The organism is Yersinia sp. 2466 StPb PI (assembly GCF_041538325.1).
Classification (GTDB): Bacteria; Pseudomonadota; Gammaproteobacteria; order Enterobacterales; family Enterobacteriaceae; genus Yersinia; species Yersinia enterocolitica_E.
The window spans coordinates 360,621-375,654 of record NZ_JAULSL010000001.1 but is presented as its reverse complement, the minus strand read 5'-3'; the positions used below and the strand labels follow the sequence as shown (position 1 = coordinate 375,654).

Below are 15,034 nucleotides of genomic sequence, written 5' to 3'. Positions count from 1 at the left end.
TGCCTCAAAGGAGAGACTCTGATGAATGACAGCATTTATCAAGAGATTGAAAATAACCCGCGTTTCAAAGAGTTGGTGCAAAAGCGTGGCCGCTTTGCCTGGATACTGTCGCTCATTACCCTAGCGCTGTATGTCGGTTTCATTTTCCTTATTGCTTTCGAACCACAATGGCTCGGTACCCCGCTATATGCAGGCTCCAGCATTACTCGCGGCATACCCGTTGGTGTGGGGTTGATCGTTATTTCTTTTGTTCTTACAGGTATTTACGTTATTCGTGCTAATGGCGAGTTTGACCGTCTGACGGCAGAAATTCTTCGTGAGGTGAAGCAATGAAGACTCGCCATTGGTCCGTACTTTCCTTACTGACTCTGCCTGCGCTGTCACAGGCAGAAGCAATTACCGGCGAAGTTCATCGCCAGCCGCTCAATATCCAAGCGATCATTATGTTCGTACTGTTTGTTGGCGCGACATTATATATTACCTACTGGGCATCAAAGCGCACCCGTTCCCGGGGTGATTATTATACCGCTGGCGGGCGCATAACCGGTTTCCAAAATGGTTTGGCCATTGCTGGGGACTTTATGTCTGCGGCATCATTTCTGGGTATTTCCGCGCTGGTTTATACCTCTGGCTATGATGGCTTGATTTACTCCATCGGCTTTCTAATCGGCTGGCCAATCATTCTGTTTTTAATTGCCGAGCGGCTGCGTAATCTGGGTCGCTATACTTTTGCTGATGTGGCTTCTTATCGCTTGAAACAAAGGCCGATAAGAACATTATCTGCCTGTGGTTCGTTAGTGGTGGTCGCTTTATATCTGATAGCTCAAATGGTCGGTGCCGGTAAGCTGATAGAGTTGTTGTTTGGCTTGAACTACCATGTAGCTGTCGTGTTGGTGGGCATCCTGATGGTACTGTACGTCTTGTTTGGCGGCATGTTAGCCACAACGTGGGTACAGATTATCAAAGCGGTGTTACTGCTGGCGGGTGCTTCGTTTATGGCCATTATGGTTATGAAGTCGGTTAACTTTAACTTCAATACCTTATTCAGTGAGGCCATTAAAGTTCACCCTAAAGGCTTGGCGATCATGAGCCCTGGAGGGCTAGTCTCTGACCCAATATCAGCATTGTCGCTCGGCTTGGCATTAATGTTTGGTACCGCAGGCTTACCACACATTCTAATGCGTTTCTTTACGGTAAGTGATGCCAAAGAAGCCCGCAAGAGCGTGTTCTATGCCACTGGCTTTATCGGTTACTTCTACATATTGACCTTTATTATTGGTTTTGGCGCAATCCTGTTGGTCGGCCCGAATCCAGCCTTTAAGGATGCGGCGGGGGCACTGCTTGGCGGTAATAATATGGCAGCAGTGCATCTGGCTGATGCCGTGGGGGGTAGCTTCTTCTTAGGCTTTATCTCGGCAGTTGCTTTCGCAACTATTTTGGCGGTGGTTGCCGGTCTGACATTAGCGGGGGCATCTGCTGTTTCTCATGACCTTTACGCCAGTGTCATCAAGAAGGGTAAAGCAAATGAACGCGATGAACTGAGAGTTTCTAAAATCACAGTCGTTATTTTAGGGTTTGTGGCAATCGGCTTGGGGATTTTGTTTGAGAAGCAAAACATTGCTTTCATGGTAGGTTTGGCATTCTCCATTGCCGCCAGTTGTAACTTCCCAATCATCTTCATTTCAATGTATTGGGATAAACTGACCACGCGTGGTGCAATGATTGGTGGCTGGTTGGGGTTACTGACTGCGGTGCTCCTGATGATTTTAGGCCCAACTATCTGGGTAACCATTCTAGGGCACGCAAAACCAATTTATCCATATGAATACCCAGCATTATTCTCAATGATAGTGGCATTTGTCGGGATATGGTTCTTCTCCGTCACCGATAATTCAGAAGAAGGTAAGCAAGAACGTCTGCGCTTCAAAGCACAGTTTGTCCGTTCACAAACGGGGTTGGGTGCCTCTCAAAGTAGCTCTCACTGATCGTATTCGGCGGATAAAAGGCCCCTCGGGGCCTTTTTTTATGGCTTCAACCAGCGGTCTAACCAAGGGAAAACCACATCTTGTTGCTCTTGGTAAAATACGTGCCCCAACGCAGGCCAGCTACGAGTGACCAAGCGTGATTCCGCATTTTGTGACCGCCAGATTGCATGCACTTTACTGTAAGCCTGCTCGACCGCATCCGATGGGAACAATTTATCTTTCCCGCCGTTAAAAAGAAGCATCGGTTTTGGTGCTGCTAAGCTGGCAATATCAGGGAAATCCAACTTATTGGCAATACCAGGGTGGAGCATGTAAAAAGCGGATTGCCCACGAAGTACATTATTACCTGGGGTCATCAAACCTTGATAGTTACCAAACCAAGAGATAGCCGCAGTGGCCGCGACCTTATCCGATAATGCAGCTAACTGCCAGGCACGATACGCTCCCATAGAAAATCCAAGAGCACCAATACGTTGGCGGTCAACTGATGGAAGTGTCGCCAGAAAATCAACCGTTCGTATATCTTCATAAGCCATCGTGCCCGCTAATGAACGGCCAAGATTAAAGAAGTTACTGGCTAAAGCCTGCTGTTGCTCATAGCTGATAGGGCCTCTATCACCCCAGCCAATAGCATCAATAGAAAGCACGACATAACCGCGTTTTGCCAACTCATCGCCGATGAATTTACCGCTAAAGAATTTATCCGACCAAGCCTGCGCTGAGGCAAGCTGCGCGCTATCGCCCCAAGGCCGGATCATTTTCTCTTTGCCAATATCAAATTTAGACCCATGGTCATGCAAAAGAACAATCGCCGGATGAGGGCCTTTGCTTTTCGGTGTTAATAGCAAGCCCTGGACACGGCTTTCATCTGTGATGTTTAATGCTATTTTTTCAGCAATATAGCGGCCACGGTCCTGCTGATCTATTTTCTCTGCTGAAAATGCAATTGTTGAGTCAGGGGTGAGCAATGCTTGTCGGAAGATCTTTCTGGTGTCACTCTTCCACTGTGCAAAGTCAGTGTATCTCCCTGCCAGCCATGAACTTTGATAAGTCATCTGTTTTTTTAGCTGAGGATAAAATACTGGCAGATTATTTTCAGTAATAGCTTCTTTTTGATACGTCACAGGACTGGCCTGTGCTGTTGCGGCAGTAAGCATCGCTGACAGGGCGAGCGAGCAGACAAATAGACCGGCATTCATTCAAACCTCACAATCAAAACATCGTTTCAATTTTTGATTGAATGATTTTAAGGTAAAAAAGGTTATTTTCTGTGGCGGGGGTTATAAAAATGACAGAAAGCAAAAAGAAAAGGTTATTCAATGTTCAAACTGCATATCATGCTCGAATCGAACCTGCACAACAGACAAACAAAAAAGGCCACCCGTTAGGGTAGCCTCTTTTGCTTATTTGATGCCTGGCAGTGTCCTACTCTCGCATGGGGAGACCCCACACTACCATCGGCGCTACGGCGTTTCACTTCTGAGTTCGGCATGGGATCAGGTGGGACCACCGCACTATGGCCGCCAGGCAAATTCTGTCTAAACTAAACCCGCTATATGTCTCCACACAGCCAGCCAGCCCAATCTCGGAACTTCGCTGAAAATTTCTATCTCTCAATCTAAAACACCTTTGGTGTTGTAAGGTTAAGCCTCACGGATCATTAGTACTGGTTAGCTCAATGCATCGCTGCACTTACACACCCAGCCTATCAACGTCATAGTCTTTAACGTTCCTTCAGGGGGCTTAAAGCCCCAGGGAAGACTCATCTCGAGGCAAGTTTCCCGCTTAGATGCTTTCAGCGGTTATCTCTTCCGAATTTAGCTACCGGGCAATGCCATTGGCATGACAACCCGAACACCAGTGATTCGTCCACTCCGGTCCTCTCGTACTAGGAGCAGCCCCTCTCAATCTTCCAACGCCCACGGCAGATAGGGACCGAACTGTCTCACGACGTTCTAAACCCAGCTCGCGTACCACTTTAAATGGCGAACAGCCATACCCTTGGGACCTACTTCAGCCCCAGGATGTGATGAGCCGACATCGAGGTGCCAAACACCGCCGTCGATATGAACTCTTGGGCGGTATCAGCCTGTTATCCCCGGAGTACCTTTTATCCGTTGAGCGATGGCCCTTCCATTCAGAACCACCGGATCACTAAGACCTACTTTCGTACCTGCTCGAGCCGTCACTCTCGCAGTCAAGCTAGCTTATGCCTTTGCACTAACCTCACGATGTCCGACCGTGATTAGCTAACCTTCGTGCTCCTCCGTTACTCTTTGGGAGGAGACCGCCCCAGTCAAACTACCCACCAGACACTGTCCTCACCCCGGATCACGGGGCCGAGTTAGAACATCAAACATTAAAGGGTGGTATTTCAAGGTTGGCTCCATGCAGACTGGCGTCCACACTTCGATGCCTCCCACCTATCCTACACATCAAGGCTCAATGTTCAGTGTCAAGCTATAGTAAAGGTTCACGGGGTCTTTCCGTCTTGCCGCGGGTACACTGCATCTTCACAGCGAGTTCAATTTCACTGAGTCTCGGGTGGAGACAGCCTGGCCATCATTACGCCATTCGTGCAGGTCGGAACTTACCCGACAAGGAATTTCGCTACCTTAGGACCGTTATAGTTACGGCCGCCGTTTACTGGGGCTTCGATCAAGAGCTTCGCCTTGCGGCTGACCCCATCAATTAACCTTCCAGCACCGGGCAGGCGTCACACCGTATACGTCCACTTTCGTGTTTGCACAGTGCTGTGTTTTTATTAAACAGTTGCAGCCAGCTGGTATCTGCGACTGGCTTCGGCGCCGGGAGCAAGTCCCATTACCTAATGCCAGCGTGCCTTCTCCCGAAGTTACGGCACCATTTTGCCTAGTTCCTTCACCCGAGTTCTCTCAAGCGCCTGAGTATTCTCTACCTGACCACCTGTGTCGGTTTGGGGTACGATTTAATGTTACCTGATGCTTAGAGGCTTTTCCTGGAAGCTTGGCATCAACTACTTCACCACCGTAGTGGCTCGTCATCACACCTCAGCGTTGATAAGCAACCGGATTTACCAAGTCACTCCGCCTACATGCTTAAACCGGGACAACCGTCGCCCGGCTAGCCTAGCCTTCTCCGTCCCCCCTTCGCAGTAACACCAAGTACAGGAATATTAACCTGTTTCCCATCGACTACGCTTTTCAGCCTCGCCTTAGGGGTCGACTCACCCTGCCCCGATTAACGTTGGACAGGAACCCTTGGTCTTCCGGCGTGCGGGTTTTTCACCCGCATTATCGTTACTTATGTCAGCATTCGCACTTCTGATACCTCCAGCAACCCTCACAGGTCACCTTCAACGGCTTACAGAACGCTCCCCTACCCAACAACACCTAAGTGTCGCTGCCGCAGCTTCGGTGCATGGTTTAGCCCCGTTACATCTTCCGCGCAGGCCGACTCGACCAGTGAGCTATTACGCTTTCTTTAAATGATGGCTGCTTCTAAGCCAACATCCTGGCTGTCTATGCCTTCCCACATCGTTTCCCACTTAACCATGACTTTGGGACCTTAGCTGGCGGTCTGGGTTGTTTCCCTCTTCACGACGGACGTTAGCACCCGCCGTGTGTCTCCCGTGATAACATTCTTCGGTATTCGGAGTTTGCATCGGTTTGGTAAGTCGGGATGACCCCCTAGCCGAAACAGTGCTCTACCCCCGAAGATGAGTTCACGAGGCGCTACCTAAATAGCTTTCGGGGAGAACCAGCTATCTCCCGGTTTGATTGGCCTTTCACCCCCAGCCACAAGTCATCCGCTAATTTTTCAACATTAGTCGGTTCGGTCCTCCAGTTAGTGTTACCCAACCTTCAACCTGCCCATGGCTAGATCACCGGGTTTCGGGTCTATACCTTGCAACTAGACGCCCAGTTAAGACTCGGTTTCCCTACGGCTCCCCTATTCGGTTAACCTTGCTACAAAATATAAGTCGCTGACCCATTATACAAAAGGTACGCAGTCACCCAACAAAGTAGGCTCCCACTGCTTGTACGTACACGGTTTCAGGTTCTATTTCACTCCCCTCGCCGGGGTTCTTTTCGCCTTTCCCTCACGGTACTGGTTCACTATCGGTCAGTCAGGAGTATTTAGCCTTGGAGGATGGTCCCCCCATATTCAGACAGGATGTCACGTGTCCCGCCCTACTCATCGAGTTCACAGCAAGTGTGTTTTGGTGTACGGGACTATCACCCTGTACCGTGCGACTTTCCAGACGCTTCCACTAACACACAAACTGATTCAGACTCTGGGCTCTTCCCCGTTCGCTCGCCGCTACTGGGGGAATCTCGGTTGATTTCTTTTCCTCGGGGTACTTAGATGTTTCAGTTCCCCCGGTTCGCCTTGCATGGCTATGTATTCACCATGCAATAGTGCAACGAATTGCACTGGGTTTCCCCATTCGGGTATCGTCGGTTATAACGCTTCATATCAGCTTACCGACGCTTTTCGCAGATTAGCACGCCCTTCATCGCCTCTGACTGCCTAGGCATCCACCGTGTACGCTTAGTCGCTTAACCTCACAACCCAAAGGTGTTTTTCGTTATTGGTGTGGCTGTGAACACACTCGGCTATGTTGTGCAGTGCGCGCAATCCTCATGAACGTTAAGTTCACTCCGGTTGCTGTGCGCTGTACGCCTTGCTGAGTGTCTTCTCGCTCACACTGCAACAATGATTACCCATTGGCATTGCGATTATTTGAGAGACTCTATTACAGGTTACTCTTTATCTCAGTACATCTACGGAGAGATAAATTTCGGCTGTAATGTTTCAATTTTCAGCTTGTTCCAGATTGTTAAAGAGCAATATCTTAAACACGACTCGTTAAAGTCATCTTTAAGATATTCAGTTGATAATGTCTTTCACACATTATCGGAGTGGCGTCCCCAAGGGGATTCGAACCCCTGTTACAGCCGTGAAAGGGCAGTGTCCTAGGCCTCTAGACGATGGGGACACAAAAATTTCTACTGAATCACTGATTCAGTATTTTTGTGTAAAGGTGAGAATGTGGTGACACATTCGAACGACTGATGCAGTAAAAACTCGATACCGAGGTCTTATTGCACAATCATCACCCTCATCAACAGGTGCTCTTGCTCATTTACATTCATCAGACAATCTGTGTGGACACTGCGCAATGCGTATCGTTAGGTAAGGAGGTGATCCAACCGCAGGTTCCCCTACGGTTACCTTGTTACGACTTCACCCCAGTCATGAATCACAAAGTGGTAAGCGCCCTCCCGAAGGTTAAGCTACCTACTTCTTTTGCAACCCACTCCCATGGTGTGACGGGCGGTGTGTACAAGGCCCGGGAACGTATTCACCGTAGCATTCTGATCTACGATTACTAGCGATTCCGACTTCATGGAGTCGAGTTGCAGACTCCAATCCGGACTACGACAGACTTTATGTGGTCCGCTTGCTCTCGCGAGTTCGCTTCACTTTGTATCTGCCATTGTAGCACGTGTGTAGCCCTACTCGTAAGGGCCATGATGACTTGACGTCATCCCCACCTTCCTCCGGTTTATCACCGGCAGTCTCCCTTGAGTTCCCACCATTACGTGCTGGCAACAAAGGATAAGGGTTGCGCTCGTTGCGGGACTTAACCCAACATTTCACAACACGAGCTGACGACAGCCATGCAGCACCTGTCTCACAGTTCCCGAAGGCACCGAAGCATCTCTGCTAAGTTCTGTGGATGTCAAGAGTAGGTAAGGTTCTTCGCGTTGCATCGAATTAAACCACATGCTCCACCGCTTGTGCGGGCCCCCGTCAATTCATTTGAGTTTTAACCTTGCGGCCGTACTCCCCAGGCGGTCGACTTAACGCGTTAGCTCCGGAAGCCACGCCTCAAGGGCACAACCTCCAAGTCGACATCGTTTACAGCGTGGACTACCAGGGTATCTAATCCTGTTTGCTCCCCACGCTTTCGCACCTGAGCGTCAGTCTTTGTCCAGGGGGCCGCCTTCGCCACCGGTATTCCTCCAGATCTCTACGCATTTCACCGCTACACCTGGAATTCTACCCCCCTCTACAAGACTCTAGCTTGCCAGTTTCAAATGCAGTTCCCACGTTAAGCGCGGGGATTTCACATCTGACTTAACAAACCGCCTGCGTGCGCTTTACGCCCAGTAATTCCGATTAACGCTTGCACCCTCCGTATTACCGCGGCTGCTGGCACGGAGTTAGCCGGTGCTTCTTCTGCGAGTAACGTCAATCAACCGTGCTATTAACACGATTGCCTTCCTCCTCGCTGAAAGTGCTTTACAACCCGAAGGCCTTCTTCACACACGCGGCATGGCTGCATCAGGCTTGCGCCCATTGTGCAATATTCCCCACTGCTGCCTCCCGTAGGAGTCTGGACCGTGTCTCAGTTCCAGTGTGGCTGGTCATCCTCTCAGACCAGCTAGGGATCGTCGCCTAGGTGAGCCATTACCCCACCTACTAGCTAATCCCATCTGGGCACATCCGATGGCGTGAGGCCCGAAGGTCCCCCACTTTGCTCTTGCGAGGTCATGCGGTATTAGCTACCGTTTCCAGTAGTTATCCCCCTCCATCAGGCAGTTTCCCAGACATTACTCACCCGTCCGCCGCTCGCCGGCAAAGTAGTAAACTACTTCCCGCTGCCGCTCGACTTGCATGTGTTAGGCCTGCCGCCAGCGTTCAATCTGAGCCATGATCAAACTCTTCAATTTAAGATTTGTTTGATTTGCTGCTAATAAAAGCAGCGATGCTCAAAGATTACTTTCTGCAAATAAGCATTCGAACCGAAGTTCAAATGTGTACTGCTTTGGTCACTCTTCAAGACTTTGATATTTCTTCTGCCTGTCGAAACAGGCTTCGATATCGTCTTGCGAGTGCCCACACAGATTGTCTGATAAATTGTTAAAGAGCAGTGCGTTAGCAACCGGTGGTTGGTAACGCGAGGTGCGCATATTACGCTTTCCTCATTCAGAGTCAACTACTAATTTCGTTGAGTTTCTCTGTTCTCTTTGCCGGTCACTTAACTACTTGATTCGTTGTGTGCCGTCTCGATGGATGCGCATTATAGGGAGTCGAATTTTTTGCACAACTCTTTTTTCGCCTTTTTCTACTGTTTGAATACTTTTCACTCCTTACGTGCAGATCTTGGTCGATCCGCTGCATTTTCCCTATGATCCCTACGGTCGATTGGTTGTAATTCCATCAGCAAAGGCTAGTATTGCCGGTAAAGTGTGATCTTATTGAGAGGCTATTGCTATGTCCGACCCTATCCGCCCTTATCTTCATTATTCACCTACTCTTGGTAAACGCGTGATGATCGATGGATCGAGCGTGATCATTGGTAATGTCATTTTGGGTGATGATGTCAGTGTCTGGCCGTTGGTTGCTATTCGTGGTGATGTTAATCAGGTCGTCATTGGCGCTCGTTCAAATATTCAAGATGGTAGTGTGTTACACGTAACCCATCATTCAGAGCATAATCCTGAAGGGAACCCCCTAGTTATTGGTGAAGACGTTACTGTTGGCCATAAAGCGATGCTCCACGGTTGTACTATTGGCAATCGGGTACTGGTGGGGATGGGGTCTATTTTGTTAGATGGTGCAGTTATCGAAGATGATGTGATGATTGGCGCGGGGAGTCTGGTTTCCCCAGGTAAACGATTAGTCAGTGGTTACCTCTATATGGGGAGCCCAACCAGACAAGTTCGCCCTTTAACGCCGGCAGAATTAGAAGGCCTACTTTATTCTGCGAGCAACTACGTACGCTGGAAAGATGACTATCTGGCAGAAACTAAATAAGCAGTAACATAAGATGCAGGGAGTAAATCATTACCTTCCCTGCATTATTGAATATCTTTCTATCGACTCAGTTCATCACGCAACTTATTTAGCACCGGTGTTATCTGTGGCATCACACCATGCCAAAGTTTGAAAGCATGGGCTGCCTGCCCCACCAGCATCCCTAAGCCATCAGCGTAACTCGCCACACCCAACTGCTTAGCCCAAGCTAAAAATGGTGTATCCCCCACTTGATAAAACATGTCATAGCAACGTGTTGCAGGACTCATAATATCTTTAGATAAGTTTGGTACTTCGCCATGAATTCCAGCAGCGGTAGCATTTATGATTAAGTCAAACTGCTGTCCACTCAGCGCCTGCATTTCGGCAGCCTCGATATCACCCAAATGATGAAAGACTTCGGCAAGCTGCTGTGCGCGGCTATAAGTCCGGTTAGTGATGACCACAGTGCATCCATAAGAGAGTAACGGCAAGATCACACCGCGCGCAGCCCCCCCCGCGCCCACCAATAAGATCCGATCAGAGACTCGGATCAAACCCTGGCGCTCAAGATCACTGAGCAAACCAATACCGTCCGTATTATCACCTAACAAGCGTCCGTCTTCTAATTGCTTGATAGTATTGACAGCACCTGCCAGTGACGCACGATCGGTTAGTTCATCACATTTGGCATAAGCGCGCTCTTTAAACGGCGTGGTAATGTTCGCGCCTAATGCACCATCTGCAAAAAACGACGTTAACGTTTCCTCAAAAGCGCCATGAGCGGCCAATACCATACCGTATTGATGCTCTATACCTGTCTGCTCGGCAAAAAGCGCATGAATCCTTGGCGACTTACTGTGCCCAATGGGGTTACCAAACACTGCGAAATTCTGATCCATGCTACTTTCTATCCTTGGCGAAATTGCTTACCGGTTAACGCATCTCTTATTTCAGATGGATTCAAACGACCACCCACCTCGCCAGAGAGCACTGGGAGAAAAGGGCCAAATTGCATTCTCACTTCAGCTTCTGTACGGCATGGCTCGTGACCGCTTAAGTTGGCACTGGTTGAAACCAGTGGCTTGCCATATTGCGAGCAAAGCTGCTGTACCAGTGGGTGGTCACTCACCCTTACAGCCAATGAGCTAAAACTGCCTGTTAACCAACGCGGTGTCTTAGCGCGCGCTGGAATAACCCATGTTACCGGCCCAGGCCAACAGGAGAAGAGCATTTCCTGTTGCGCTGTATTCAGCATTGAGTCATCAATATATGGCTTCAACTGCTCATAGTTAGCGGCGATTAAGATCAAACCTTTTTGCCATGGCCGCTGTTTTAAAGCTAATAAAGCATTTACTGCTTTTTCACTATCAGGGTCACAACCTAAACCAAAAACGGCTTCTGTTGGATAAGCGATGACCTCTTCTTGTTGCAAAGCCCGCAATACATCTGACAGAGCACCACTATTTTCTTGTTTATTCACGCTGTTATTACTCACTTACCACTGCCTTCCCACATAACTTGCTAGCGCAAAAACGTTTTACGCCTTGCGCGGTTCTCTTTTCCATTAACAAGGAATAGTGGCAATACGCACACTCTCCGGCAATGGGTTGCTGATTAATTGTAAACTGGCAATCGGGATAGCGATTGCAGGCGTGGAAAATCTTTCCAAACCGGGACTTGCGCTGTAGTAACTTGCCTTGGCCACATTGTGGGCAATCAATCGCTGTTTCATCAGGCTTATCAATAACTTCAGTATGATCACATTGTGGATATTGGCTACAACCAATAAACATACCAAAACGCCCTTGCCGTAACACCATTTCTGAACCGCATTCAGGGCAATATTGTCCTTCAAGAACTTTCACGATATGCCCATCAGATTGCGCTTTCAACGGGCGCATGTACTGGCAGCCGGGATAATGTGAACAACCAAGGAATGGGCCATGACCCCCACTACGAATGACTAAAGCCGATCCACATTCAGGACACGACCCATTATCCTTGGCAATAACTGTTTTCGTCATAACGCCTTCTATATAAGGTTATTAGCCAGCGATACTACCACTTAGTGCAAATAACCTTCATTGACTTCAAAAAGTAGCTCTTCCATCTGCTGATAGGCACGTTCATAACCCGGAATGTTAAACAGCACCATCAGCACAACCCATTTGAGATCCTCCAAGTCAATCTCATTAGAGTCCAACGCCATAATACGGTCGATGACCATCTCACGGGTATCAAGATGTAACACCTGAATTTGCTCAAGAAATAGGATGAAGCCGCGACAAGTGGTATCCAGACGTTGGGCTTCTTCCGCCGTATAAATCCGCAATGCTTGCGGATCCGCAGCATAAAGATAAGGTGCTTTCTGCCCTTCTTGTAGGTCTGCGAGAGCCTCTAACCAGTTCAGGGCGTTGTTGATATCCTCACGATAGAAACCTGCGTCAGCAAGATCGTCAGTAATTTTGTCTTGATCAACAAGCATTTCCGACTCGTTATGCATATAAGTTTCAAATAAGTAAATTAAAACGTCGAACATGGCCTGCCCTCCTTAATCGGACATAGCCGCCGGGTACAGCTGCGATCCACCCTGCTAACTCCAGCTCAAGCAATTTGCTGACGATATCTGGCACAGGTTGGCCGGCACGTTCGGCGACGACATCAACGGGTGTCATCACACAACCTTATATATCAACAAAAACCACCTAACACCATGATATTTAATGCAACACTAATCTGCACAAATCCGTACTAATCCAACCAATTTGGGCAAAATGTGGATCACTTAAAAATAACTGCTAATGCAGCCATTATCGCTGCAACAACGATCGCAGCAAGCGGTATAACAACACCAGACCAACTCCAGCGCCGTTTGTCCTCTAATTTGTCTAAGATAGTTTTTTGAACATCTAGCAGGTCACTCTTAGATGCATAATTTGACTCAATCACAGCGACAGAACGTTGCAAATTAGATATATCACTAGTGAGTGAAGATCGCGTATCTGCTAGCCCGCTTTTCAATGAAGTATGCATACCTATTAGATCGCTTTTAGTAGCAAAGTTCTCCGAACGCACAGCAAGCGTCGCCAGACTCACTTTGATGTCAGATACATCTGACTCAAGTTTTGCCACTCTTGCTTCTAGCATCTCGTCACCTCCATTGCCTGAACCACCTTTATTACTCATTCTAGCATCAGTAAAGAGCGGTACAAGGTTATGCTTCTCAGTTACTCCCACTCAATATCCCCCCATTCTGCCGCCTCACGCTTTCTTTCTTCAAACCAATGAACAATAGTCGACGCTCGATGTCTGCTTATAAGGCCACAGTTGAGACAAATAACCTCATAATAATAGTCATTGATATGGCGACCAATACTCCCAGACCTAAAGTAATACGTGGCCCACCATGTTTCTTGATAGGAAAGCGCATTATTATCATCTCTAGACTTAACAACTGTTCCACTCTTCCCGGTACTTAGTTTTGAGTCACCACAAGATAAGCAAGTTTTGCTGACCCCTTTAATCTCAAAGAAATCAGCTAAAGTTGCAGGGGCAATTTGTCGTAGCCTATTTTGAGTAACCTCAATGGCAGCGTTTCGCTCCGTCTCTACTTTTTTTTGAAAATCATCATTAAGTTGCTCAAGTATCTTATCTTCATCCATATATTACCGCTCCAGTGGGTTAAATTTTACCGCATCTTGTAAATGATCTGGGGCAAAGTGTGCATAGGTCATAGTTTGCTGAATATTGCTATGACCGAGTATTTTTTGCAGCGTCAAAATATTGCCACCATTCATCATAAAATGGCTTGCGAACGTATGCCGAAACACCCGCACCGATTGCCCTACTGGTAAGGAGGGAATAACGGCCCGTAGCGTTTCTCTCACAAAATCGTAATCAACCCGCCGGAATAAGCGCCCTCCCTCCGATTTATAAACGTCTTTATACAGCTTCGCCGATATAGGGACAGTTCTATTTTTACCATTCTTCGTGTTATTAAAGGTCACCTTATATTTGATCACTGATGCACTTGTTAACTCCGCAGCCTCTTCCCAGCGCGCACCAGTAGCCAAACACAACTTAATTACTTTCAAATTGTCACCATCAAAACTCTTAAGCAACAAATCAATCTCAGCCCGTGAAAGGAAATACATCTCACTTTCTGTCTTTTTAATCTTGCCGATCCCCTTAAGAGGATTCTGGCTATGATAGTGACCGCTCTCTATAAGAGTGCTAAATACACCACTCAATATCATTTGAGTTCTATTTATTGTACTAGGACTAATCCCGCTAGATAGGCGGGCCGCTTTATAGTCCGCAAAAGAACTTTTTGTAACCTGGTCAGCGCGTGGGTTCTTCATATCATCGGCTAACTTTTTAAGCCGCTGATAATCATCTTTCCCAGCCTTTAGAGTTTGGCCGTGATACTTCCACCATAACTCTATCAACTCAATCAGTAGGCGGCGGTCTGCCGGCTTTTCTATCCAATCTTTATTATTCTGCGTGGCAATAAGCCACCGCTCATACTGCTGCGCTTCTGATTTAGTATCAAAACGTTTACGCATCCGTTTGCCGTTGCGACCTTGCGGCCGCACATCAACAAGATACTGACCAGATTCAAGTTTACTTATCGTCATAATCGTCTGGAAGTTCACCCGTTTCTAGTAGAGTGAGTAATTCAGATTCCCTAACTATCATCGTGCCTTTTTTTCTGGCGACTTCCAGCTTTTTAGGGCCAGCGTTATATCCACCACATAGCAAATGTAAATTTACAGTGATGTCATTACGCACAATCATGCCAGCCGCAGCCGCTAACTTTGAAAGTCTTTCCTTATCCGCTTTTTTGAAACCAGTAAAACAAACTTCTAATGCCCCACTGAAATCAAGCGGCTGATACATGCCTGGGGATTCGTATCGTGTGTAATTTTTCTTGTTAGGGATATATATCAGCCCGCCCTCAAAAGAAGAGTCACTGAAATCCGTATTAACTAGTTCCGCGGCATAGCTGCTTGCTTCGGCTGGTGTTTCAAAAAAATCAATAACCCGCTCCGCGACGAACGTTCTATAACCGCCACGAGTATTACAATAGCCCTGTAAGTAATTCCCATGTAGGCCGGGACTGCTCAACGTATAAGCTGCAACTTTGTTTTTTGTCGTCACATAAACAAAATGAATCTCTTCCATTTAATTAGCACTCCTTAACTTTCATACCATGTAAGGCGTTCTGAACAAATCCCGCCTTTACCCCAGGAAACATA

Annotated in this window: 13 protein-coding genes, 1 tRNA gene, 3 rRNA genes and 1 pseudogene; 3 read left to right on the top strand and 15 right to left on the bottom strand. The window is 47.7% G+C overall.

Annotated elements, in window-relative coordinates:
• Positions 1–21 precede the first annotated feature (21 nt).
• Complete coding sequence (locus tag Q2T72_RS01725) at positions 22–333, top strand: DUF485 domain-containing protein (protein ID WP_083161139.1); 312 nt, start codon at positions 22–24, stop codon at positions 331–333.
• Entirely contained in the window at positions 330–1,985 is a 1,656-nt protein-coding gene (actP, locus tag Q2T72_RS01720; protein ID WP_083161141.1) for a cation/acetate symporter ActP, read from the top strand. Before Q2T72_RS01725 ends, actP begins: the two co-directional genes overlap by 4 nt.
• A 38-nt stretch (positions 1,986–2,023) precedes the next feature.
• Here the strand turns inward: actP and Q2T72_RS01715 are convergent, their stop codons facing one another.
• From Q2T72_RS01715 to Q2T72_RS01690, 6 genes are all read right to left on the bottom strand, one after another.
• Entirely contained in the window at positions 2,024–3,184 is a 1,161-nt protein-coding gene (locus Q2T72_RS01715; RefSeq protein ID WP_372568531.1) for a dienelactone hydrolase family protein, read from the bottom strand.
• A 213-nt stretch (positions 3,185–3,397) separates the two neighbouring features.
• Positions 3,398–3,513 (bottom strand): 5S ribosomal RNA (gene rrf, locus Q2T72_RS01710).
• A gap of 111 nt (positions 3,514–3,624) precedes the next feature.
• Positions 3,625–6,532, bottom strand: a 23S ribosomal RNA gene (locus Q2T72_RS01705).
• A 358-nt stretch (positions 6,533–6,890) separates the two neighbouring features.
• A tRNA-Glu gene (locus tag Q2T72_RS01700) sits at positions 6,891–6,966 on the bottom strand.
• A gap of 198 nt (positions 6,967–7,164) precedes the next feature.
• A 16S ribosomal RNA gene (locus Q2T72_RS01695) occupies positions 7,165–8,707 on the bottom strand.
• Together the 16S, 23S and 5S rRNA genes with 1 tRNA gene alongside form the textbook arrangement of a ribosomal RNA operon.
• A gap of 99 nt (positions 8,708–8,806) precedes the next feature.
• Positions 8,807–8,947: a hypothetical protein gene (locus tag Q2T72_RS01690; protein ID WP_193784765.1), complete on the bottom strand. Its 141-nt coding sequence runs from the start codon at positions 8,945–8,947 to the stop codon at positions 8,807–8,809.
• Positions 8,948–9,251: 304 nt separating this feature from the next.
• Between Q2T72_RS01690 and Q2T72_RS01685 the strand changes: the two genes are divergently transcribed.
• Entirely contained in the window at positions 9,252–9,794 is a 543-nt protein-coding gene (locus tag Q2T72_RS01685) for a gamma carbonic anhydrase family protein (protein ID WP_372568530.1), read from the top strand.
• Between the two features lie 59 nt (positions 9,795–9,853).
• Here Q2T72_RS01685 and aroE read toward each other — a convergent pair whose 3' ends face one another.
• The 9 genes and pseudogenes from aroE to Q2T72_RS01640 form a co-directional block, all read right to left on the bottom strand.
• On the bottom strand, positions 9,854–10,675 hold the full coding sequence (gene aroE / locus Q2T72_RS01680; RefSeq protein WP_372560356.1) for a shikimate dehydrogenase: 822 nt from the start codon (positions 10,673–10,675) through the stop codon (positions 9,854–9,856).
• Between the two features lie 8 nt (positions 10,676–10,683).
• Positions 10,684–11,256 (bottom strand): L-threonylcarbamoyladenylate synthase type 1 TsaC, encoded by a 573-nt coding sequence (gene tsaC, locus Q2T72_RS01675; RefSeq protein WP_372569842.1) that lies wholly within the window; start codon positions 11,254–11,256, stop codon positions 10,684–10,686.
• A 7-nt stretch (positions 11,257–11,263) separates the two neighbouring features.
• Entirely contained in the window at positions 11,264–11,800 is a 537-nt protein-coding gene (locus Q2T72_RS01670) for a type I DNA topoisomerase (RefSeq protein WP_083161149.1), read from the bottom strand.
• Between the two features lie 41 nt (positions 11,801–11,841).
• Positions 11,842–12,315 carry a DUF494 family protein gene (locus Q2T72_RS01665; protein ID WP_372568529.1) on the bottom strand — a complete coding sequence of 158 codons (474 nt, stop codon included), beginning with the start codon at positions 12,313–12,315 and terminating at the stop codon, positions 11,842–11,844.
• A pseudogene (locus tag Q2T72_RS01660) lies at positions 12,287–12,460 on the bottom strand (DNA-protecting protein DprA); the annotation flags it as partial. The gene Q2T72_RS01665 and the pseudogene Q2T72_RS01660, both read right to left, overlap by 29 nt.
• A gap of 97 nt (positions 12,461–12,557) precedes the next feature.
• Entirely contained in the window at positions 12,558–12,962 is a 405-nt protein-coding gene (locus Q2T72_RS01655) for a hypothetical protein (RefSeq protein ID WP_372568528.1), read from the bottom strand.
• Between the two features lie 41 nt (positions 12,963–13,003).
• On the bottom strand, positions 13,004–13,438 hold the full coding sequence (locus Q2T72_RS01650; RefSeq protein ID WP_372568527.1) for a hypothetical protein: 435 nt from the start codon (positions 13,436–13,438) through the stop codon (positions 13,004–13,006).
• Between the two features lie 3 nt (positions 13,439–13,441).
• Positions 13,442–14,413: a tyrosine-type recombinase/integrase gene (locus Q2T72_RS01645; protein ID WP_372568526.1), complete on the bottom strand. Its 972-nt coding sequence runs from the start codon at positions 14,411–14,413 to the stop codon at positions 13,442–13,444.
• Positions 14,400–14,960: a BRCT domain-containing protein gene (locus Q2T72_RS01640; protein WP_227734372.1), complete on the bottom strand. Its 561-nt coding sequence runs from the start codon at positions 14,958–14,960 to the stop codon at positions 14,400–14,402. Before Q2T72_RS01640 ends, Q2T72_RS01645 begins: the two co-directional genes overlap by 14 nt.
• Positions 14,961–15,034 lie beyond the last annotated feature (74 nt).